The sequence below is a fragment of the Bradyrhizobium sp. sBnM-33 genome (assembly GCF_032917945.1).
Taxonomy (GTDB): domain Bacteria; phylum Pseudomonadota; class Alphaproteobacteria; order Rhizobiales; family Xanthobacteraceae; genus Bradyrhizobium.
Map to the genome: position 1 here is coordinate 5,533,070 of NZ_CP136624.1, position 20,948 is coordinate 5,554,017.

A 20,948-nucleotide genomic window follows, 5' to 3' on the forward strand; every position below is an offset into this window, starting at 1 on the left:
CTCATCTTGCGTCCTGTGAGGCAGGCGGCAGCGTACCCGGAACGCCGTCGCGGTTGCTTTGGTCGAACTGTTTGGCGGGATTGAACATCGGCATCAGCACCCGGAACGTCGTCTTCCGCGGCTGGGATTCGCATTCGATGATGCCGCCGTGATCGCCGACGATTTTGGCAACCAGCGCGAGACCCAGCCCGCTCCCGGTCTGCTTGGTCGTCACAAAGGGATCGAACAGGTTCGGCAGCAGGTCTTCCGGCACGCCGGATCCGTTGTCCTTGACGCAAAACTCCAGCGGCAGCGACACCCGCGATTTCTTGCCCGGCACCGACAGGCGGACGCCAGGACGAAAAGCGGTGGTGAGCTGGATTTCCGCATCGCTGCCGAGATCGGCGACCGCTTCGGCGGCGTTCTTCACGAGATTGAGGAAGACCTGAATGAGCTGGTCCTGATTGGCCAGCACCGGCGGCAACGACGGATCGTACTCCTCGATGAAACGGATGTTGCGGGCGAAGCCGGACTGCGCCAGTCGTTTGACATGGTCGAGCACGGAATGGATGTTGACCGGCCCGCGCGCCACCGGGCGGTCGTCGCCGAACACCTCCATGCGGTCGACCAGAGTGACGATTCGGTCGGCTTCGTCGCAGATCAGCCGCGTCAGCATGCGGTCCTCGGATGAGGCCTGCTGCTCCAGCAATTGAGCCGCGCCGCGGATCCCAGACAACGGGTTCTTGATCTCGTGCGCCAGCATCGCGGCCAGCGCGATTACCGAGCGCGCCGCGCTCCGGTGCGTCAACTGCCGGTCCATCTTGTCGGCGATGGTGCGCTCCTGCAGCATGACAACAATGTGCCCCGGCCGCTCAGTGAGCGGGGCGACGTGCAGGTCGACCTGGCGATCGCCGCCGATACGGGGCGTACCCAGATCGACCTTGTATTCGTTGACGGGCGAGCCGCTCGATCGCACCTGCTCGATCAGCGCCAGCAGCGGGCTGCCGAACGGGACCAGCTCTTTCAGGGATTGCCGGCGCAGGAACTGCGTCGAGATCTCGAAGAAAGATTCAGCGGCGATGTTGGCGTCGACGATGCGGCCGTCCGGCGCCACCAGCAGCACCGGATTGGGCAGTGCATTGAGGATGGCCTCGCTCTCGGAGGGGACGGCGCGGCGATATTCTGCGGCTGAATTCATGCAGCAGCACTCCATGCGAAATCGTCGAACGCGTCCTGCAGCGACCGGTGAACGCGGTGCGGATTCTCCGACGTCAGAATCTTCTGCCGCCAGCCCTTCAGCGTCTCCGCCGGCGCGCGGCTGCACTGCGCCGCGACCTCGAGCGCCCAGCCGAGATGCTTGCGCGCATGCTTGAGCCCGATGCGCAGCCCGTAATGGCTGCAGATTTCGTCGTAGAGTGCGCGCACATGCGCGAGTTGTTCGGCCAGCGACGGCGCAGTCTCCGCCTGTCCGGTTTCAAGCCGACGGCCGATCTGCCCCGGCAGCCAGGGCTGGCCCTGCGCGCCGCGCCCGATCATCACGGCGTCCGCGCCCGACACTTCCAGTGCGCGGACCGCCTGCTCGAATGAGGTGATGTCGCCGTTGACGACGAGCGGCACGGAAACCGCGTGCCTGACCGCGCGCACGGCGGCCCAATCGGCGACGCCCTTGTAAAACTGGCAGCGTGTACGCCCGTGCACGGTGATCATCTGCACCCCAGCGGCTTCCGCGCGGCGCGCCAGCTCGGGTGCGTTGAGCGAGCGATCGTCCCAGCCGAGCCGCATCTTCAGCGTCACCGGCACCTTGACCGCCGCGATCGTGGCTTCGATCAGCTTGAGCGCATGATCGAGATCGCGCATCAGCGCCGAGCCGGACTGGCCGCCGGTGACATGACGCGCCGGGCAGCCCATGTTGATATCGATGATGTCGGCGCCGGCGGCTTCGGCCACCCTTGCCCCCTCCGCCATCCAGTGCGCCTCGCAGCCCGCAAGCTGAACGACATGCGGTCCGACACCGGCCGTCTCGCAGCGCAGAATCGACATCGGCCTGCCGTGCACGAGTTCGTCGCTGGCGGTCATCTCGGAGACGACCAGTCCGGCGCCGAGCGTGGCGGCGAGGCGTCGAAAGGGGGCATCGGTGACGCCGGACATCGGCGCCAGAAGGACCCGGTTGGCGACAGCAATCTCGCCTATTTTCAACGGCTTAGAGCGCGAACTTTCCGGGCCGGTCACGGCGTTCTCTTGGTTAGGGCGGCGGCGTCATTGCAACCGTCGACGCATATTGTGAGCACAAATCTTGGGCAGTCAAGCTTCTTGCCTACACTTTAGACAGATCTATCATTTGCGCAAGTGCACTGCAACAAAAACTGCTTTTCCCACAGGTAGTGGGAATCGCTCTGTTTTTCCCTATTCGGCGTGGTAAGGGCTGTGCGCCAGCGCACCCGCCCCTAATCAACCCCTGATCGTTCGTATTTGAGCACGATGCCCAGACCTGAGCGTACCGCAGCCATTCTCGTCGCCGCCGGACGCGGGCTTCGCGCCGGCGCCGGGGGACCCAAGCAATATCGCGAGATCGGTGGGCAAACGGTGATCTTCCGCGCCATGCAAGCGTTCAGCCGGCATCCAGATATCTTCGCGGTGCAACCGGTGGTGAATCGCGATGACACCGTCATCTTCAACGAAGCCGTCGCAGGACTGCGCCATCAACCTCCCACCAGTGGCGGGGCCACCCGTCAGGCGTCGGTGCATGCCGGGCTCGAGGCGCTGGCTGCGGCGAAGCCCGACATCGTCCTGATCCACGATGCCGCGCGGCCCTTCGTGACCTCCGCGGTGATTTCGCGTGCGATCGATGCCGCCGGTCGAACGGGCGCTGCTATTCCGATAATTCCCGTCACCGATACGATCAAGCAGGTCGGTGATTCCGGTCACGTCGAGGCGACGCCCGAACGCGCATGGTTGCGTATCGCGCAAACGCCGCAAGCGTTTCGCTTCGATGTCATTCTCGATGCCCATCGCCGCGCCGCGCGCGACGGCCGCAGCGATTTCACCGATGATGCGGCGCTCGCGGAGTGGGCGGGATTGACGGTGGCGACCTTTGAAGGCGATCCTGCAAACATGAAACTGACGACGCCTGAAGATTTTATTCGTGAAGAAGCCCGGCTCGCCGCCCAACTCGGCGACATCAGGACCGGCACCGGTTACGACGTGCACGCCTTCGGCGACGGCGATCATCTGATGCTCTGCGGCGTGCGCGTGCCGCACGTCAGAGGCTTTCTCGCTCATTCCGACGGCGACGTCGGCCTGCATGCCCTGGTCGACGCCATCCTCGGCGCGCTCGCCGACGGCGATATCGGCTCGCACTTTCCGCCGAGCGACCCGCAGTGGAAGGGCGCGGCGTCCGACAAGTTTCTCAAATATGCCGTCGATCGCGTCACCGCGCGGGGCGGACGAATCGCCAATCTCGAAGTCACGATGATTTGCGAGCGTCCGAAGATCGGGCCGCTGCGCGATGTCATGCGCGCCCGCATTGCCGAGATCACGGGGCTCAGCATCTCCCGCGTTGCGGTGAAGGCGACGACCAGCGAACGGCTCGGCTTTACCGGCCGCGAGGAAGGCATCGCCGCAACCGCGAGCGCCACGATCCGCCTGCCTTGGAACGATAAGGGTTGGAGCGAGTAAGATGAGCGGCAGCGACGCCCGCGCCCTCGCCCGCTCGCTGCTCGATTTGTGCCGGATGCGCAAGCTGACGATTGCCACCGCGGAGTCCTGCACGGGAGGCCTGGTCGCCGGCGCGCTGACCGATATTCCCGGCTCTTCGGACGTCATCGACCGCGGTTTCGTCACCTATTCCAATGAAGCCAAGCGCGCGATGCTCGGCGTCAAAGCCTCAACGCTGACAACCTTCGGCGCCGTCAGCAAGGAAACCGCGACTGCAATGGCGGTCGGCGCGCTGGAAAAGGCCGGCGTAGATCTTGCGGTATCCATCACCGGCATCGCCGGCCCCGGCGGGGCTACGCCGGGCAAGCCGGTCGGCCTCGTACATTTCGCCGTTGCGTCGCGCGACGGCAAGATCCTGCACCGCGAATTCCGTTTTGGCGCCGTCGGCCGCACCACTGTGCGCCAGCGCTCGGTAGTGGAAGCGCTGCGGATGCTGATGGAACTCGCACGCGGACCGCAGCCGCCGGTCAAACCGCGACGCGAAACGATGAGCCGGCTACGCCCACGGGTGGCCCGTACGGCGCGGCGCAGTGCCGTTAAACGGCGCCGGCCGACGCGACCATAAATCAGTATCAAACCGCCGCGGCCAAAGCCTTAGCACGCGTTTCGCTCAGCGAGCTCACCGGCGTCAACGCCTCTGGGCTGATCGAAAGCTCGATGATGGCCGGAAGTCCGCTTCCGACAGCCTCGTCGAACGCGCGCGCGAAATCCTCGGTACGCTCGACACATGCGCCGAAGCCGCCACAGGCGCGTGCCAGTGCGGCAAAGTCGGGGTTGGCCAGGTCGGTGCCGGAGACACGGCCGGGATACGCCCGCTCCTGGTGCATCCGGATGGTACCGTACATGCCGTTGTTGCAGACGATCACGATCAGCGGCAGCCGGTTTTCGACCGCGGTCATGAACTCCAGCCCGGTCATCTGAAAGCAGCCGTCGCCGGCGAACGCGATCACCGTTCGCTCGGGGTGCAGCAGCTTGGCGGCAACTGCCGCGGGCAAGCCGTACCCCATCGATCCAGACGTTGGCGCCAGTTCGGTGCGATACTGCCGATAGCGCCAGAAGCGATGCACCCAGACGGCATAATTGCCGGCGCCGTTGCAGATGATGGTGTCATGGGGCAAGCGATCGCTCAAACTACGCACGACCTGTGAGAGCTGCACGTCGCCGGGCGAGCGGGTCGGCTCGGTAAAGGCGAGATAGTCGGCATGCGCCGCCTTGACATAGTCGGCGCGCGACTGATGCTTCGGCTCCAGCCGCTTGATGGCGACTGCAAAGGTCGCGCTGCTCGCGACCACGCCGAGCGTCGGCGAATAAACGCGGCCGATCTCTTCCGGATCGGGATAGATGTGAACCAATGGCTGTTTCGGTTTTGGAATATCGAACAGCGTATAGCCGGACGTGGTGGCCTCCCCCAGTCTCGCGCCGAGCGCGATCACCAGATCGCTGGTGCGGATCCGGTCGGCGATTTTTGCGTCGAGACCGATACCGACATGGCCGCCATAGGCCGGATGCAGATTGTCGAAATAGTCCTGGCATCGGAACGACACGCCGACGGGCACTTCATGCGCCGACGCAAATGCTTCGAGATCGCGGCGGGCCTGATCGCTCCATCCGCCGCCGCCGACGATCAGGAACGGCTTCTTCGCCTCCGACAGCAGTGCATGGAATTGCCGCAAGGCGCCGTCATCCGGCGCGACCGGAATCGGATTGTAGGGCGGCGCATCCGCCACCTCGGCGGTATCGGTGAGCATGTCCTCGGGCAGCGCCAGCACGACCGGGCCGGGACGGCCCGAGGTCGCGGTGAAGAAGGCGCGCGAAATGAACTCTGGAATCCGCCGCGCATCGTCGATCTGGGCGACCCATTTCGCCATTGGCCCGAACATCTGGCGGTAATCGATTTCCTGGAACGCCTCGCGTTCCATCATGTCGCGTCCGACCTGGCCAAGCAGCAGGATCAGCGGCGTCGAGTCCTGGAACGCGACATGGACACCGGAGGATGCATTGGTGGCGCCGGGGCCGCGGGTGGCGAATACGATGCCGGGCCGTCCCGTCAGCTTGCCATAGGCATCCGCCATCATGGCAGCGCCGCCTTCGTGCCGGGCATTGATAAACCGCACGCGTTGGCTCTGGTACATGCCGTCGAGGGCAGCCAGGAAGCTCTCGCCGGGCACGCCGAACACGGTGTCGGCGCCGTGCAAGGCCAATTGCTCGATGAGAATATGGCCACCGGTTCGAAGATTTGCGTCCATGCCTTGTCCCTCCGTGTCGGGGATTACGGATTTGCGACCGGCTTAAAGACTGGCGTCGGCACCAGCAACCGGTTTCCTGCGAGATCAGATATGCCGCTGGGCATTATTGTCAGTCTTTCGGTCCTACCCGCGCGGCCACGCCGGTCACGGTCTCATAGGCCTTGATGACGGCGGTGCAGGACTCGCCGTCGTGCCCGAGCAGCGCCGCCTGCCGGTAGGTCTGGTGCACGGCCTCAGCCATGAACCCGGGCAGGCCCGCCTCCTCCAGCCAGCGCGCGTAGTAGCGGACATCCTTGCGGGCGTTCGCCAGCGACATCAGCGGGGTGAAGTCGCCATCGAGCGTGGCCTGGCCGTAGAGGTCGAGCATGCCGCTCTTGGCGCCTGCGGCCGAGATGATGCCGATGAGTTGCGAGAGGTCGAGCCCGTCCTTGGCCGCTAGCGCAAACCCCTCGCACCACGCCGCCACATTGGCGAAGGCGATATAGTTGTGAATAAGCTTGATGCGAATGGCGTGTCCGAGCGGCCCGATGTGGAAGATGTTTTCGGCATAGAGCTCAAAATAGGACCTGAGGTCGTCGAGAAGGTCGCGCTCGCCGCCGAACAGCACGTTGACCTTGCCGATGTCGGCGTGTTTCGGGGTTCGCGTCATCGGCGCTTCGGCATACCGGCCGCCGGCTGCCCGCACCATGCGGTCGAGCTTTGCGACCATCTGCGGGCTGCCGGTGGTATGATCCACGATGATGAATCCCGGCGCCGGACCGGCGAGCAGCCCATCGCCGCAAGTCATCAACGCCTCGACATCCTCGGCTTCGTTGACGCAGATCATGACGATGCGGCAATTGTCCCTGATCTCCTGCAGACTGCCGGCTGCCGTCGCACCAAAGGATGTGGCAACCGCCATAGCGGCGGGATTGAGATCGTAGGCGGTGACCGCCACGCCCTTGGCGACTAGGTTCTTGACCAGGCCGCGTCCCATTCCGCCGAGGCCGATAAAGCCAACGCGTTCGAATGTCGTCATCTCTGGGCTTCCGTCACTGTTGGAGGATTTGTACTGGTGCGATGCTCGGCCGATCCCGCCGACCTTGCTGACGTCTAGCCGGCTTTCGCCGGCCCCGCTCCGGGCTTCCCGTAAATCACGTCCGCCCGCTTTTCGAACGCGGCGGCAAAACGCTGGAAGGCCGTATCGAACATCGTCCCCATGAGCATCGCCAGCATCCGGCTCTTGAATTCATAGGACAGGAAGAACCCGACGTCGCAGTCGGTTTCGGATTTCGGTTCGAACGTCCAGCGGTTTTCCAGATTGCTGAAAGGACCCTTCAAATACTCGACCATGATTTTCAGGTTCGGCCGGTCCAGCGTCACCCGGCTGGTGAAGGACTCCCGCACCAGCTTGAACGATACCGTCATGTCGGCGACGATGACTTCAGTGCCGTCAGCTTTCTGCGTACGCTGCCGTATCCTCAGCGATTGGCACAGCGGCACGAATTCCGGATAGCGCTCGACATCGGCGACCAGATCGAACATGTGCGACGCGGTATGATGAACCCGGCGCTTGCTGGAAAAGCGAGGCATCAGTGGATTCTCGCCCGGCTTTGCTTCACCGTAATTTCCCTCAGGTAGTCGTCCGCCTGCATCCGATCGGTAAAACAGACGAGCGATTGGTCGGCGCGCAGTCCCTGAAAATACTCCAAAAGTTTCGGCCGCTGTTGCCGGCGATAGGTCCAGACGTAGTGAAAGAACTCGAAGTCGATTCTCTCGGGACAGCCCTCGGCCATTTCCGGGCGAACACGGCCGTAGCTGCTGGCGATTCGCTTCATGATGCCGAACATGCAGGTCCTGCGCGGCAAGTCGAACCAGATGACGGTGTCGCTGACTTCGCGGCGCAATTCGCCGGCGCCGTACCTAGTGCAATTGCCATCGATAACCCATTGCGGCTGACGCGCAACCTCGGCCACGCGCTGTCCGAACTCGGCATTGTCGGAAGTGACCCAGCCGGATCTCCAGTACAACGCATCCAGCGAAATGAAGGGAATGCCTGTTATATCCGACAGCCACCTGGCAAATGTCGACTTGCCGGATCCCGACGATCCCATGACGAGAACGCGTTGCATTGATGCAATCCGAGGCTAGCGGGCCCGCGCAATGCGCGCCGCCTGCAGCTTGGCAAAATCCTCACCCGCATGATGCGACGAGCGGGTCAGCGGACTGGCCGACACCATCAGAAAACCCTTGGTATAGGCGACCTTCTCGTAGCCCGCGAATTCGTCCGGCGTCACGTAGCGCATGACGGCGTGGTGCTTGCGCGTTGGCTGCAGATATTGGCCGATGGTCAGGAAATCGACGTCCGCGGAACGCAGATCGTCCATCACCTGCAGCACCTCGTGGCGCTCCTCTCCCAAGCCGACCATGATGCCTGATTTGGTGAAGATCGTGGGATCAATCTCCTTGACCCGCTGCAACAGCCGGATCGAATGGAAGTAGCGCGCGCCCGGCCGCACGGTGAGATAACGCGCCGGCACGGTTTCCAGATTGTGGTTGAATACATCGGGCTTGGCCGCCGCGACCACCTCCAGCGCGCCTTCCTTGCGCAGGAAGTCCGGGGTCAGGATTTCGATGGTCGTGGTCGGGCAGCGTGCGCGGATGGCGCGGATAGTCTGGGCAAAATGCTCCGCACCGCCGTCGGCGAGGTCGTCGCGATCGACCGACGTCACCACGACGTGGGTCAGCCCGAGCTTGAAGGTCGCCTCCGCGACATGTTCCGGCTCATTGGCGTCGAGCGCGCCGGGCATGCCGGTCTTGACGTTGCAGAATGCGCAAGCCCGCGTGCAGGTGTCCCCCATGATCATGAAGGTGGCGTGCTTCTTGTCCCAGCACTCGCCGATATTCGGGCAGCCGGCCTCCTCGCACACCGTGACGAGGCCGTTCTCCTTGACGATCTTTCGTGTGTCGGCATAGCCGCGGGTGTTCGGCGCGCGCACCCTGATCCAGTCCGGCTTCGGCGGCGACAACGCATCAGGCCGGTTCACCTTTTCGGGGTGACGCGGGCGAACCTGGTTCAGGGAAACGGTATCGACGAGCACGACCATGTTAAGTCCGGATATTGCGAGAACACTTAGCTAATCCGTGTTGCAGATGGCTGCAACTCTGTTGCGGAAAACCGCAACCTAGCTCGCGGAACCTAGCAGGAACGTGCAAGATGTTGACGGTTTTCATCTGTTCCGCGAACGATTCTCACCTGGAAATGGCTCAAATCTCGAGGCCGGCCGATGCCGTCCCCCCTCGCCTCGGCAAGCCGCTGAAGCGCTCGTTTTTTAACCGCAGCGTGCATGAGGTCGCGCCCGACCTGATCGGCGCGACGCTGTTGGTCGACGGCGTCGGCGGCATCATCGTCGAGGTCGAGGCCTATCACCATCTGGACCCGGCCGCGCATTCGTTCCGCGGGCCGACGCCGCGCAACCGCGTGATGTTCGGTCCGCCGGGTTTTGCCTATGTCTATCGCTCCTATGGCATCCACTGGTGCGTGAACTTCGTTTCCGAGGCGGAAGGCTCGGCCAGCGCCGTGCTGATCCGCGCGCTGGAGCCGACTCACGGCATAGGAGCGATGCGCCGACGCCGCGGCCTGCAGGAGGAGCGCGCGCTGTGCTCGGGGCCCGGCAAACTCTGCGAGGCGCTCGGCATCACGATCAAGCACAACGAGCTGCCGCTGGACGCTCCGCCGTTCGCGTTGCATGCGCGGCACGCCAAACCCGATATCGCCGCCGGCGTGCGGATCGGCATCACCAAGGCGGTCGAACTGCCGTGGCGTTACGGGTTGAAGGGGTCGAAGTTTCTGAGCAAGCCGTTTTGATGGGTGGCCTGAGTCAACATCACTAGCCGTCATCACCCGCGAAGGCGGGTGGTCCAGTACGCCGCGGCTTATAAATTCTATCATCAACGTCTCTGGAATACTGGGTCGCCCGGTCAAGCCGGGCGATGACGACTGATTACGCGTCCGCGTTCTCGCGACACAATGCGCCCGAGCTTTTGCAAATCATCCGCCCTCGAAATGAGAGGGCGCAGGGAATGCCGGGTGCCGGCTGGCACCCGCGGTCTCGTGTGCAAGATGCACTCAAGAATGCGCACACGAGCATACAGGTACAGCCGGAGCATCCCGGCATTCCCCGCGCAATGGTTTTACGGCTTATGCCGCGCTCTCCCTGGAGACGAATTCCTCTTGCCTCCATCGCTGACGAATTGACGGCTCGCATGACCCGGTTGGGCGCCTGCAAACCTCCGCCAGCTTGACACCAGCCACGGGTGCCAGGACCACACGGTTTTGCCGTACGCAGCTTCCCTCGCCACAGACCTCGACCAGCCAAGTGCGTGCCGGCCGAAGTGATGGCGAAAGCGTTTAAGCGCCGTTCGTCTGCGCGGCCAGTGCTCGCTCACGGAAGACCGCCCTGCAAACACCCTTCGCGCCTGACGCTGCCGCGTCCACCGCAACCCGCCCCAACGTCAGTGACGATGGCCAACGCCCCTCTCTTCGGGACAGGATGGCGGGAGTTTTACGGGTGATTTGGGTCGCCCGAGAAGCGGAATATTTTTGACTCCGGGGCTTGACACGATTTCGGAAAATCCGAATTGATTCGTCCCATCGGTTGATTTGCGGCATCTTCAACGCAAGAACTGACTCCGAGAGACAACTCGTTGAAGCGAACTACGGTGACAGTGCTGGACTGCACTATCACCGTAAATTACGCGGGATGACCGTCAGGATGGACGGCTTAACAGATCAGCGAAGCGCTGTAGGTACAGCGGCCAACCCTGATCACCCGCAACCCCATCGCGCACGCTTTGCCACCCCTCGCCGTGGCGGTCCAGGTGTCGGTGCTCGATCTCAACGCGTGTCCGGTGCGCCGTCTCGGCGGTAAATCGCACTTCCCACTCGCTGGTCTTATTCGGATCGGTCTCGATCTGCCATTGCGGGCTAATGTTCCAGCTCAGGAGCACTCGATTGGGCGGCTCGTAATCCAGCACTCGCGCCCATAGGCACTCGCTGCCGTCAATGCCGCGGTCATACAGATGGCCACCAACTCGAGGCTCGAACACCGTCTCGGCGATCGGCACGCCCAGCAGGTTGTGCTCGGCGGGTTTGAAACGGCCAAAGTCCTCGGTGAAGACCTTGAACGCGCGCTCGAGCGGCGCCTCCACCACGACACAGTGCTTGACGGATGTGATTGCTGCTTGAGTGCTCATTTCCGCTCCTCCGGTGGTTGCTCGATGGCTGTCTTGTAGGCTGCCATCGTCTTGCTCCAGAACAGGTCGAGTTCCGCACGAAGGGCAGCCAACCCGGCGGGATCGACGCGGTAGATCCGCTGTTTGCCGGCCGGCGCGTCGACCACGAGTCCGGCGTCCTTTAAGACCCTCAGGTGCTGCGAGACGGCGGGGCGGCTGACCGGCAGGGCACGCGCAAGTCCACCGACCGAGCTCGGATTATCGACCAGCCGCTCGAATATCGTGCGCCTGGTCGGGTCAGCGAGCGCCGTCCACCCACTCTTCGCGTAAGCCATCGCTAACGCGTAAGGCAATGCTTACGTGTTGTCAAGCCACTTTCCACGCGGGTCGAACCCGAGGGCTCACCCATCGACGTGCGCCACAAACACCGGCCATTTCGGCAGGGGCGTTTCGGATGTGTCGCTCTGGACGACGAGCATCTCGCCGCGGCGCTCAACCCCGTACGCGCCGGTCTCGTCAGCCGCCCGCGCGACTGGGCGCTGATCTGCCGTGCGGGCGCAGCTCGGCGAGCGCGATGACCGCGTGACCACGCTGGCGCCGGTCCGCGACCGCTATCCGGACTTTGCGGTTTTTCTTTCTGAAGACAGAGCACTCAATTGATTTCCTTCGACACCAACGCCGCTCGGCAAGCGGAAGCGTGGATTGCTTCGCTCCGCTCGCAATGACGGAACTGGCGGCTATGACGCCACCACCAGCAAATAACTAGCAATGAAGGATAGATCAGACCCGGATCTCGCTTTGCTCATCCGCGCGACGCTTGCTACAGCGTGAAGGTCTCGAATTTCCTGAGCAAGCCCTTTCGGTTTGAGTCGAGCTATAACGATGCGCTAACAACGAGCATCACCCTTTCCACAATCGCAACATCGACTCAATCTCGTCACGACACGCCCACGTTGAACACGTAAGTGTGGTCTGCTGTTTCGCTTTGCGCGAGTGAAGTGCTCATAGATTGTGCCGCGTCGAATACGTGGAACACGCAGCGTGATGGGTCTGCGCAAACCACGTAGCCACCAAACAGCAGAAACTTCAAAAGAAAAGGAGCTGTACGATGGCCGGCGTGTTTCCTGTTCAGGGATTTGGATTCCTCTCCAACTACAATGGTGCATTCGTCGCCAGTTCCGCGCAGGCCGCCATGCAGGCGATCGCGGGCACCAATGCAAACTCGATCGAGCTCGCTCCGCGGCTGTTTATGCAAACCAGGACGTCGAGTGACGTCTTCGCCGATCCGAATAAGACCGAGAGCGACGCCAATATTCTGCAGGCCATCGCAAATGCGCAGGCGCTCGGCCTTTCGGTGACGCTGAAGCCCATGGTCTCGGCCCTCGATGGCTCGCTTGCATACGTGCTCAATCCGAGCGATCCCGCCGCCTTCTTTGCTTCCTACAAGAACCACATGGTTCGTATGGCTGAAATCGCCGAACAAGCAGGCGTCAGCATGCTTGTGATCGGCAATGAGCTCGGCAAGCTCTCCGGCCCTGAATACCGAAGCTATTGGGTCGACCTCATCGATTCCGTACGCGCCGTGTTCCACGGCGAGATCACCTATGCGGCCGCAACCGACGAGGCCATCAATGTCAGCTTTTGGGACAAGGTTGATGTCATCGGAATCAATGCATATCCGCCGCTGACGACGAAAACGGACCCGACCGTCGAGGAGATGGTCAATGCATGGAACAACATGTCCACCGACGACTACTGGGCGAAGGTGATGAACCACATGTCGCCGGTCGATTTCTTCCATTCCCTTGCCTTGCAGTACGACAAGCAGGTGTTCTTCACCGAAACCGGCTACCGCAGTGTCGACGGAACCAATATCAGTCCCGGTGGCTGGGCCGAGAGCACGACGCAAGATGTCCAGGAGCAATACGATGCCTTCAACGCCTTCTTTCAGGTGTGGGGATCGGAAGGCGGAAGCTGGTTCAGGGGCGCGTCGATCTGGAACTGGGATACGAACAACAAGTATTCGCCGATCGGCTATTCGCCCGAAGGCAAGCCTGCGCAGGGGCTGATTACTGAATGGTACGGAGGTCAGCACCAGCCGCCCGGCCAGACCCTGACGGGTTCTCCCTCCGCCGATTTGATGGATGTCGGCGGCGGCAATGACGTGCTGTCGGGCGAGGTCGGCAATGACACGATCAAGGCAGACGGGGGTGACGACACCATTACCGGCGGCCCCGATACAATTCCGAAACTCACGCAGACATCAGTCACGGTGACGGGCTACAGCTCCGTCGTCGACGGCGTCGGCGCCAAAATGCAGCTCCTGATCAACGGGCAGCAGATCGGCAGCACGGTCGAATTCCATGGCGCGACCGATCCATCGGGTTTCCAGACTTTCACATTCACATTCGCGAACCCGGCAACCGTCTCCAGCCTCGATCTCGCCTTCATCAACGATATCGCCAACGCCAATGGCGACCGCAACCTTTATGTCAAGGACATCACCGTCAACGGCGAGCATCTTGCCGTGTCGGAAGGCGTCAATCCGAGTTCGCCGGGAACGTGGAATCTCTACCAGAACAAGTCCATCCACTATGACATGACTGCTCGCCAGGACCTGTTCTTCGGGTCATCGACGGACAATGACAGCCTTGATGGAGGAATAGGCAAGGACGTGATCAATGGCGGCGCCGGGACGGACATGATCCAGGGCGGCGCGGGCAACGATACCCTCAATGGTGGTCCCGGCGCGGATGTGATCCGCGGTGGGGCGGACGACGACACGATCAACAGCGGCGCCGGCATCACCACGGCCACCGATCAGCTCTACGGCGACGACGGCAACGACATCGTCAAGGCCAGCACCGGTGACACCGGCGCCCTGCTCGACGGCGGCAGCGGCAAGGACCAGCTCTATGGCGGCTGGGTCGCGAACGTCATGAACGGCGGTGACGGCAATGATTATCTCTCCGGCGGCGGCGGACTCGATACGATGCACGGCAACGCCGGCGACGACCAGCTGAAAGGCGGCCCGGCGGCAACCCAAATGTTCGGAGACGACGGCAACGATAGTTTGCAGGGCGGCACCGGCAACGAGTTCCTCTATGGCGGTGGCGGCAACGATCGGCCGACCGGTAACGCAGGGAACGATTATCTGGCCGGCGGCACCGGCAACGACACATTCGTGTTCGCCCCCGGCTTCGGCAAGGACACCGTTGCCGACTTCCAGAACACCGAAGGCGTGCAGGACATCATTCAGTTCGCCAAGACCGTGTTTGCCGACTTTAGCGCGCTGCAATCCCACATGGCCGAGGTTGGCACCAGTGTCGTGATCACGGTCGACGCCAATACTACGATCGAGATTCAGAACAGGACGATGAGCCAGCTCCACGCCAGCGATTTTCTGTTCGTCTGATGCACGACTCCCAGGCAAGCGCTTGATTCTGACAGCCATCGCGCGACTAGAGCATGATGAAATAGGATTTGATTGCGACCACGACGAAGGTGCGCTCCCTCTCCCGCTTGCGGGGGAGGGCTGGGGTGGGGGTGTCGCCGCGGGCGACACTGCCCGAGTGGAGAGAGCCCCCACCCGGCGCTTCGCGCCGACCTCCCCCGCAAGCGGGAGAGGTGAAGCGCGTCTGCGGCCAAATCGATCTTATCAAGAATCATCATGCGCTACTCCGCGCGATGGCACACCCCCTCGACCTTGTTGCCATCAGGGTCGCGCAGAAATGCGCCGTAATAGGCGGCGTGGTAGTGACGCAAGCCGGGTGGCCCATCATCGGTGCCGCCGGCGGCAATGCCGGCGCGCCAGAACGCGTCGACCTCGCTGCGCGATTTCGCCTTGAAGCACCAGTGCCGACCGGAGGCTTCGTCCGGCTCCGCGCCCCGGTAGATCGCGAGGTAGACGCGATCCGGATGTTCGGCGTCAGCCCGTTCGCCATAGCCGAGCCAGCGGTCGCTGCGGCCGACCTTGATGACGTCGAGCGCCGCCATGATCGCGTCGTAGAAGCGTTCGGCGGCGGCGAAATCGGAAACCGTGATGGAGACGTGGTCCAGCATCGATCGATCCTCGATAGTGACGGAGAAACCTCCGCCGTCATTGCGAGCGAAGCGAAGCAATCCATATCGCCGCATAACGGATAGATGGATTGCTTCGTCGCTTTGCTTCTCACAATGACGGGGATGGGTCAGCGCCTCGCTTACGACGCCTTCTTCAACCGCTCCAGCGCTTCCTGCAGTTTTGCCTTGCGCGCCACCGCCGCCTCGCGCTTTTCCTTTTCCTCTTCGACGATCTCTTCGGGCGCGTTGGCCACAAATTTCTCGTTGCCGAGCTTGGCGTCGACGCGCTTGATGTCGGCGTCGGCCTTGACGATTTCCTTGTCCAGCCGGGCCTTTTCGGCCGACAGATCGATCACGCCCTTGAGCGGCAGCGCCACGACCTCGCCGCGCACGAGCAATTGCACCGCGCCTTCCGGCGCGGCATCGGCCAGGGACACGTCTGATAGCCGCGCCATGCGCCTGACAACGTCGTTCCAGCGCTGCGCGCGATCCTTCGTCTCGGCCGACGCGCCCACGATCACCAGCGGCGTCAGTGTCGACGGCTGGATATTCATTTCGGCCCTCACCGAACGAATCGCGGAGACGAGGTCGACCAGCCAGCCAATCTCCGCTTCGGCCTCGGGATCGCTGAATTCCTCCGTCTCCGGCACAAGCAGCGCCGGTGGAATCGGCGGTGCATCCGGAAATGCCATCGACGTCGCGAGTTGCTCAGCCGTAAGCGCGCCGGCCTTGCGCGGCCATGGCGTCAGCACGAGCAGTTGTTGACGCCGGGCTGTCAACGCCCACAATTCCTCGGTGATGAAGGGCATGAAGGGATGCAAGAGTTTCAGGATCTCGTCCCTCACCCACGCGATCATGGCGCGGGTCTCGGCCTTTGCAGGTCCGTCCTCGCCCATCAGCAGCGGCTTCGTCAGCTCGACATACCAGTCGCAGAACACGTTCCAGACGAAACGGTAAATCGCCCCAGCCGCGTCGTTGAACCGGTAGGCCTCGATCGCCTCGGTGACCTCGCGAGTCGCAAGCGCGGTCTCGTGCATGATCCAGCGGTTCAGCGTTTCCTTCACCTTCGTCGGCTCGAAGCCTTCCGTCAGCGCGGCTCCGTTCATCTCGGCGAAGCGAGAGGCATTCCAGAGCTTGGTCGCGAAGCTGCGATAGCCGTCGACCCGGCTCTCGGCGAGCTTGATGTCGCGGCCCTGCGCGGCCATGGCCGACAACGTGAAGCGCAACGCGTCGGCGCCGAATTTATCGACGAGATGGAGGGGATCGATCACGTTGCCTTTCGACTTCGACATTTTGGCGCCCTTCTCGTCCCGGACGAGCGCGTGGATGTAGATCGTCGAGAAAGGCACTTCTTTCATGAAGTGGAGGCCGAACATCATCATCCGCGCAACCCAGAAGAAGATGATGTCGAAACCGGTGACCAGCGTGTTGGTGGGATAGTAGCGCTTCACTTCCGGCGTGTCGTCGGGCCAGCCGAGCGTCGAGAACGGCCAGAGCCCGGATGAGAACCAGGTGTCGAGCACATCCTCGTCACGCGTGATGAAACCCTCGCGCTTGGCGGGGTCCTGCGCCATCTCGCGCCCCTGCTCGGGCGTAATGACTTCCTGCTCGACGTAATAGCCGAGCGCGTTGCCGACGGCTTCCTCTTCCGTCTCGGCGACGAACACCTTGCCGTCAGGCCCGTACCACGCCGGGATCTGGTGGCCCCACCAGAGCTGGCGCGAGATGCACCAGGGCTGTATATTTTCCATCCATTCGAAATAGGTCTTTTCCCAGTTCTTCGGCACGAAGCTGGTAGCGCCCGAGCGCACGGCCGCGATCGCCGGCTGCGCCATCGTCTTGGCGTCAACATACCACTGGTCGGTCAGATAGGGCTCGATGATGACGCCGGAGCGGTCGCCATGCGGCACCATGTGCGTGTTGGGCTCGATCTTCTCCACGAAGCCGAAATCTTCCAGCCGCGCCACGATCTTCTTGCGCGCAGCGAAGCGCTCGACATTGTGCAACTCTTCCGCGAGCATCAGCGCGCCTTCCGGCAATCCGCGCAGATAATCCTCGTTGTCGACGAGCGCCATGCAGCCCTCGCGATCGAACACGTTGATCTGCGGCAGGCCGTGACGCTTGCCGACCTCGAAGTCGTTGAAATCGTGCGCCGGCGTGATCTTGACCGCGCCCGACCCCTTTTCGGGATCGGCGTAGTCGTCGCCGATGATCGGGATGCGGCGGCCGACCAGCGGCAGGATCACGTGCTGCCCGATCAGGTGCCCGATCCGCTCGTTCTCCGGATGAATCGCGACAGCGGTGTCGCCGAGCATCGTCTCGGGCCGTGTGGTCGCGACCGCGATGAAGCTCGTGGGATCGTCGGGGCTAAATGTCTTGCCCGCGATCGGATAGCGCAGGTACCAGAGACTGCCCTTGACCTCGACCTGCTGCACTTCGAGATCAGAGATCGCAGTGAGCAGCTTCGGATCCCAGTTCACCAGCCGTTTGTCTTTATAGATCAGGCCGTCGCGATACAGCTCGACGAACACTTTCACGACCGCGCGCGACAGCCCCTCGTCCATCGTAAAACGTTCGCGCGACCAGTCGCAGGAGGCGCCGAGGCGCTTCAACTGATTGACGATGGTGTCGCCGCTCTCCGCCTTCCACTGCCAGACGCGCTCGAGGAATTTGGCGCGGCCGAGGTCGCGGCGGCCGGGCTCCTGCCGTTCCATCAATTGCCGCTCGACCACCATCTGGGTCGCGATGCCGGCATGGTCGGTGCCGGGCTGCCACAGCACGTCGCGGCCGCGCATGCGCTCGAAGCGGCAGAGAATGTCCTGCAGCGTGTTGTTCAGCGCGTGGCCCATATGCAGCGAGCCCGTCACGTTGGGCGGCGGGATCACGATCGTGAATGGCGCGGCATCTTTCCGTTCCGGGCGGCCGGCCTTGAACGCGCCGCTTTCCTCCCAGATCCGTGACATACGGCTTTCGATATCGGCGGGCTGGTAGTTTTTTTCGATCATGGCACTGCAATTGGGATGTCGGGGGCGTTCTCGAGCAAGCCGTCGCCGGTCTGCTTAGAGAATACGCATCAAATCAACGTGGTAGCGCCCGGTTCTGATGTGATCGGCGCCGGGCCGGCCCCTAGAAAGCCGCCACAGCGCCTCAAGTCAACCTGACAACTCAGTCCGGGGCGGCGGGAGGCCCGCGATAACGCCGGTTTGAATGTCCGAATGGGGATCTCGATCAGCGTCCGCCCGAACCGCCCGGAGCTAGCGTCCGCGCGAAACCCGCTCGATTTCGGCCTTGACGATCCGCTCCACCAATCCCGGCAGATTGTCATCGAGCCAGGATTTCAGCATCGGCCGCAGCATTTCCTTGACCAGATCTTCCAGCGTCCGCGCGTTATTGCTCAGCACGGTATTGGCCAGCGAATTGAAGGCGGATTCGACCGCGGAGACGGTCGAGCGCGACAAGATCGGCTGCTGCGGTGCTTCGAACGACGGCGGCTCGTGGGCTGGCTGCCGACCACTTTTGGACTCGCTGAACTCGATGTCGTCCTCCGGCTCGATCTTGTTGAAGGAGGCTTTCGGTGGCGCCGGATCCGGCACCGCCATCTCGTCGGTAAGTTCGAACACGTCGGCTTCCGGCTGCGCAGGCCTGATTTCCGCCTCGGGCGTTGCTGCGTCCAGGCTCGCCAGCATCGCGTCGATGTCGTCCTGACTGTTGCTAATGGCCGGTTCAGGCGCGGGTGCAGGCGGCGGCGGGGCCGGCGCGGGCTTCGGAGCAGCCGGCTTGGGGGCAATGGCCGACGGCGGAATATCCTTCATCACCGGTTTTGGTGGCGGCGCCGCGGCGGCCTCCGGCTTGGCAGCGGCAGGCTTTGCCTCGTCGTCGGCAATGATGCGACGGATCGACGCCAGAATCTCCTCCATCGAGGGCTCTTGGACCTTTGCAGGTTGCGTCATCTCCGACTCCACATCGAAACCATTTTACACCAAAGCCAAGAGGGAATTGCCGGTTCCGGATATGCAGGCCGGGATTTTCACCGCACAAGCCTGACTTGTCCCCAGATCAAGCCCGCCCGCGACATCGCGCGGGAGGTCTGCTCCCCTCAAAACACAACCCGACGCGCGTCCGTGAGATGCAAAGACGCAGGCCGCGAATCGCTCAGCTCGCCCCGGAAACGGTACGTCATGGCCACAAATGATTGCAAGCAAAGCGCCCGGCGCTTCAGGCGCCGGGCGACGATTTCATCTCGCCTGTGCGGGAATCTACTCGGGTGTCAGCGGCCGTCGGGTGTGCGAACGCCAGCCCAGCTATCGCGCACCTGATGATAGTGAACGCTCGGGTCGTAGATCGTGGTGGGCAGGTTGAGCACCTGCGGCGTCAGCCGTCCAATCTTGTCCAGCACCGAATATGACGCCACCACGCGATCATGCTGGGCAGTGACCAGCGCAACGCGCGCATTGACCAGCGCCTGCTGCGCGTTCAGCACGTCGAGCGTCGTGCGCTGTCCGGCCTTGGCTTCCTCGCGCACGCCGTTGAGCGCGATCTCAGACGCCTGCACCTGCGCCTGGGCGGAAGCGACCTGCGCTTTACCGGCGACGAGCTGCCCCCATGCCGTAACGACGTTGGCGCGGGTCTGGTCCCGGGTCTGATCGAGCACGAGACGTTGTTGCGCCGCCGTTTCCTTGGACTGGCGGATCAGCGAATATTCAGTGCCGCCCTGATAAATGGGCACCGTGAGCTGCGTGGTCACGGATGCGCCGAACGAGCGGTACTGGATCAGGCTCTGCTCATAGGCCTGCTGGACCGAGCCCTGAATCGTGAGCGTCGGCAGCAGCGCGCCTTCGGCGACCTTGACCTGGAGGTAGCTGACGTCGATGCCGAACATCGCCGCGGTGACATTCGGGTTTTGTATCAGTCCGAGCTCGACGGCGGCCGGCAGCGTCGACGGCAGGAAGCGGTCGACCGGCGAGCCCGGCGCCAGCGCTTGCGGTTCGTTGCCGATGATGCGGCGGAAGTTCGAGCGCGTTGTCGTCAGATTGGCTTCCGCGGTCAGGAGCTGCGTCCTGCCGGCGGCGAGTTGCGCTTCCGATTGCGCAACGTCGGTGCGCGTGACTTCGCCGACATTGAAGCGGTCGCGCGTCTGTTTCAGCGTCTGCTCCAGCACGCGAACGTTACTCTTCTGCACCTCGACGATCGCCGAATCGCGCAGATAGTCCATGTAGATGGTCGCGGCACTGAGCAAGACGGTCGACTCAAGTGCCCGCAGGGCCTCGCGCGCGCCGGAAACCTGGCCCTCCGCCGCCCTGGTCCTGTTCGCGGTCTGCTGACCGTTGAACAGCGTCTGCGTGATGGTCCCACCGATGCTCCGCGGCGCATTGGCTCCGGTAATAGGGGTTCTCACGAGATTGGTAGGGGTGCCGCCCTGCGTGCTCAGCGCGTCTATATACTGGACGCCCGCGCTTGCGGTGACCGAAACCCGGGGACGATAGCCCGACAGCGCCTGCGGCACGTTCTCGTCGGTGATGCGCACCTGCGCGCGCTGCGCGTTGAGTTGCGGATTATTCTGATAGGCGCGCACCAAGGCCGCCTCAATCGTGTCGGCCAGGACGGGCATCGGGCCCAAGCACACAAATAGAAAGGCCGAAGCCGCAGCCCCGGTAAATGCCTTCACCCCACGCATCCCAAGCAATCCAATCATTTTGGTCCGCCCGGCCAATGATCATGATCACACATGATTAT

17 protein-coding genes are annotated in these 20,948 nt (G+C 62.9%); 4 read left to right on the plus strand and 13 right to left on the minus strand.

Annotation, left to right across the window (positions count from 1 at the left end; translation table 11 throughout):
- Position 1: 1 nt before the first annotated feature.
- Entirely contained in the window at positions 2-1,177 is a 1,176-nt protein-coding gene (locus tag RX328_RS25820; protein WP_213253101.1) for a two-component system sensor histidine kinase NtrB, read from the minus strand.
- The gene (gene dusB, locus RX328_RS25825) at positions 1,174-2,175 is read right to left on the minus strand and encodes a tRNA dihydrouridine synthase DusB (protein ID WP_213253157.1); all 1,002 of its coding nucleotides are present in this window, start codon (positions 2,173-2,175) and stop codon (positions 1,174-1,176) included. Before dusB ends, RX328_RS25820 begins: the two co-directional genes overlap by 4 nt.
- A gap of 282 nt (positions 2,176-2,457) precedes the next feature.
- On the opposite strand from dusB, the gene RX328_RS25830 reads away from it, so the two are divergent.
- Together RX328_RS25830 and RX328_RS25835 are read left to right on the plus strand one after the other, a co-directional pair.
- Positions 2,458-3,654 (plus strand): bifunctional 2-C-methyl-D-erythritol 4-phosphate cytidylyltransferase/2-C-methyl-D-erythritol 2,4-cyclodiphosphate synthase, encoded by a 1,197-nt coding sequence (locus tag RX328_RS25830; protein ID WP_213253100.1) that lies wholly within the window; start codon positions 2,458-2,460, stop codon positions 3,652-3,654.
- 1 nt (position 3,655) lies between these two features.
- A complete protein-coding gene (locus RX328_RS25835; RefSeq protein ID WP_213253099.1) occupies positions 3,656-4,258 on the plus strand; it encodes a CinA family protein in 603 nt (200 codons plus the stop codon).
- A gap of 7 nt (positions 4,259-4,265) precedes the next feature.
- On the opposite strand, the gene RX328_RS25840 is transcribed toward RX328_RS25835, so the two are convergent.
- The 5 genes from RX328_RS25840 to lipA form a co-directional block, all read right to left on the minus strand.
- Complete coding sequence (locus RX328_RS25840; RefSeq protein WP_213253098.1) at positions 4,266-5,939, minus strand: thiamine pyrophosphate-binding protein; 1,674 nt, start codon at positions 5,937-5,939, stop codon at positions 4,266-4,268.
- 109 nt (positions 5,940-6,048) lie between these two features.
- The gene (locus RX328_RS25845) at positions 6,049-6,957 is read right to left on the minus strand and encodes an NAD(P)-dependent oxidoreductase (protein ID WP_213253097.1); all 909 of its coding nucleotides are present in this window, start codon (positions 6,955-6,957) and stop codon (positions 6,049-6,051) included.
- A gap of 74 nt (positions 6,958-7,031) precedes the next feature.
- Positions 7,032-7,511 (minus strand): type II toxin-antitoxin system RatA family toxin, encoded by a 480-nt coding sequence (locus RX328_RS25850; RefSeq protein ID WP_213253096.1) that lies wholly within the window; start codon positions 7,509-7,511, stop codon positions 7,032-7,034.
- Positions 7,511-8,050 (minus strand): DNA topology modulation protein, encoded by a 540-nt coding sequence (locus RX328_RS25855; RefSeq protein WP_213253095.1) that lies wholly within the window; start codon positions 8,048-8,050, stop codon positions 7,511-7,513. Before RX328_RS25855 ends, RX328_RS25850 begins: the two co-directional genes overlap by 1 nt.
- Before the next feature lie 15 nt (positions 8,051-8,065).
- The gene (gene lipA / locus RX328_RS25860; RefSeq protein ID WP_213253094.1) at positions 8,066-9,025 is read right to left on the minus strand and encodes a lipoyl synthase; all 960 of its coding nucleotides are present in this window, start codon (positions 9,023-9,025) and stop codon (positions 8,066-8,068) included.
- A 155-nt stretch (positions 9,026-9,180) separates the two neighbouring features.
- Here lipA and RX328_RS25865 point away from each other — a divergent pair, with 155 nt between their 5' ends.
- The gene (locus tag RX328_RS25865; protein WP_213253093.1) at positions 9,181-9,786 is read left to right on the plus strand and encodes a DNA-3-methyladenine glycosylase; all 606 of its coding nucleotides are present in this window, start codon (positions 9,181-9,183) and stop codon (positions 9,784-9,786) included.
- A gap of 902 nt (positions 9,787-10,688) precedes the next feature.
- Here RX328_RS25865 and RX328_RS25870 read toward each other — a convergent pair.
- Positions 10,689-11,174 carry an SRPBCC family protein gene (locus RX328_RS25870; protein ID WP_213253092.1) on the minus strand — a complete coding sequence of 162 codons (486 nt, stop codon included), beginning with the start codon at positions 11,172-11,174 and terminating at the stop codon, positions 10,689-10,691.
- Positions 11,171-11,488, minus strand: coding sequence for an ArsR/SmtB family transcription factor (locus tag RX328_RS25875; protein ID WP_213253091.1), 318 nt, complete (start codon positions 11,486-11,488; stop codon positions 11,171-11,173). Before RX328_RS25875 ends, RX328_RS25870 begins: the two co-directional genes overlap by 4 nt.
- 773 nt (positions 11,489-12,261) lie before the next feature.
- Between RX328_RS25875 and RX328_RS25880 the strand changes: the two genes are divergently transcribed.
- The gene (locus RX328_RS25880) at positions 12,262-14,568 is read left to right on the plus strand and encodes a glycoside hydrolase family 113 (RefSeq protein ID WP_213253090.1); all 2,307 of its coding nucleotides are present in this window, start codon (positions 12,262-12,264) and stop codon (positions 14,566-14,568) included.
- Between the two features lie 260 nt (positions 14,569-14,828).
- Here RX328_RS25880 and RX328_RS25885 read toward each other — a convergent pair whose 3' ends face one another.
- The 4 genes from RX328_RS25885 to RX328_RS25900 all read right to left on the minus strand — a co-directional run bounded on the left by RX328_RS25885 (position 14,829) and on the right by RX328_RS25900 (position 20,889).
- Complete coding sequence (locus RX328_RS25885) at positions 14,829-15,215, minus strand: VOC family protein (RefSeq protein WP_213257112.1); 387 nt, start codon at positions 15,213-15,215, stop codon at positions 14,829-14,831.
- A gap of 140 nt (positions 15,216-15,355) precedes the next feature.
- A complete protein-coding gene (locus RX328_RS25890; RefSeq protein WP_213257110.1) occupies positions 15,356-18,220 on the minus strand; it encodes a valine--tRNA ligase in 2,865 nt (954 codons plus the stop codon).
- 249 nt (positions 18,221-18,469) lie between these two features.
- Positions 18,470-19,165, minus strand: coding sequence for a PopZ family protein (locus tag RX328_RS25895; protein WP_213257101.1), 696 nt, complete (start codon positions 19,163-19,165; stop codon positions 18,470-18,472).
- A gap of 317 nt (positions 19,166-19,482) precedes the next feature.
- Complete coding sequence (locus RX328_RS25900) at positions 19,483-20,889, minus strand: TolC family outer membrane protein (RefSeq protein ID WP_213257114.1); 1,407 nt, start codon at positions 20,887-20,889, stop codon at positions 19,483-19,485.
- Between the last annotated feature and the right edge of the window lie 59 nt (positions 20,890-20,948).

Coding starts and splice junctions, on each gene's coding strand:
- RX328_RS25820 (WP_213253101.1), bottom strand. CDS start 1,177: ATGAATTCAGCCGCAGAATATCGCCGCGCCGTCCCCTCCGAGAGCGAG.
- RX328_RS25830 (WP_213253100.1), top strand. CDS start 2,458: ATGCCCAGACCTGAGCGTACCGCAGCCATTCTCGTCGCCGCCGGACGC.
- RX328_RS25835 (WP_213253099.1), top strand. CDS start 3,656: ATGAGCGGCAGCGACGCCCGCGCCCTCGCCCGCTCGCTGCTCGATTTG.
- RX328_RS25840 (WP_213253098.1), bottom strand. CDS start 5,939: ATGGACGCAAATCTTCGAACCGGTGGCCATATTCTCATCGAGCAATTG.
- RX328_RS25845 (WP_213253097.1), bottom strand. CDS start 6,957: ATGACGACATTCGAACGCGTTGGCTTTATCGGCCTCGGCGGAATGGGA.
- RX328_RS25850 (WP_213253096.1), bottom strand. CDS start 7,511: ATGCCTCGCTTTTCCAGCAAGCGCCGGGTTCATCATACCGCGTCGCAC.
- RX328_RS25855 (WP_213253095.1), bottom strand. CDS start 8,050: ATGCAACGCGTTCTCGTCATGGGATCGTCGGGATCCGGCAAGTCGACA.
- lipA (WP_213253094.1), bottom strand. CDS start 9,025: ATGGTCGTGCTCGTCGATACCGTTTCCCTGAACCAGGTTCGCCCGCGT.
- RX328_RS25865 (WP_213253093.1), top strand. CDS start 9,181: ATGGCTCAAATCTCGAGGCCGGCCGATGCCGTCCCCCCTCGCCTCGGC.
- RX328_RS25870 (WP_213253092.1), bottom strand. CDS start 11,174: ATGAGCACTCAAGCAGCAATCACATCCGTCAAGCACTGTGTCGTGGTG.
- RX328_RS25875 (WP_213253091.1), bottom strand. CDS start 11,488: ATGGCTTACGCGAAGAGTGGGTGGACGGCGCTCGCTGACCCGACCAGG.
- RX328_RS25880 (WP_213253090.1), top strand. CDS start 12,262: ATGGCCGGCGTGTTTCCTGTTCAGGGATTTGGATTCCTCTCCAACTAC.
- RX328_RS25885 (WP_213257112.1), bottom strand. CDS start 15,215: ATGCTGGACCACGTCTCCATCACGGTTTCCGATTTCGCCGCCGCCGAA.
- RX328_RS25890 (WP_213257110.1), bottom strand. CDS start 18,220: ATGATCGAAAAAAACTACCAGCCCGCCGATATCGAAAGCCGTATGTCA.
- RX328_RS25895 (WP_213257101.1), bottom strand. CDS start 19,165: ATGACGCAACCTGCAAAGGTCCAAGAGCCCTCGATGGAGGAGATTCTG.
- RX328_RS25900 (WP_213257114.1), bottom strand. CDS start 20,889: ATGCGTGGGGTGAAGGCATTTACCGGGGCTGCGGCTTCGGCCTTTCTA.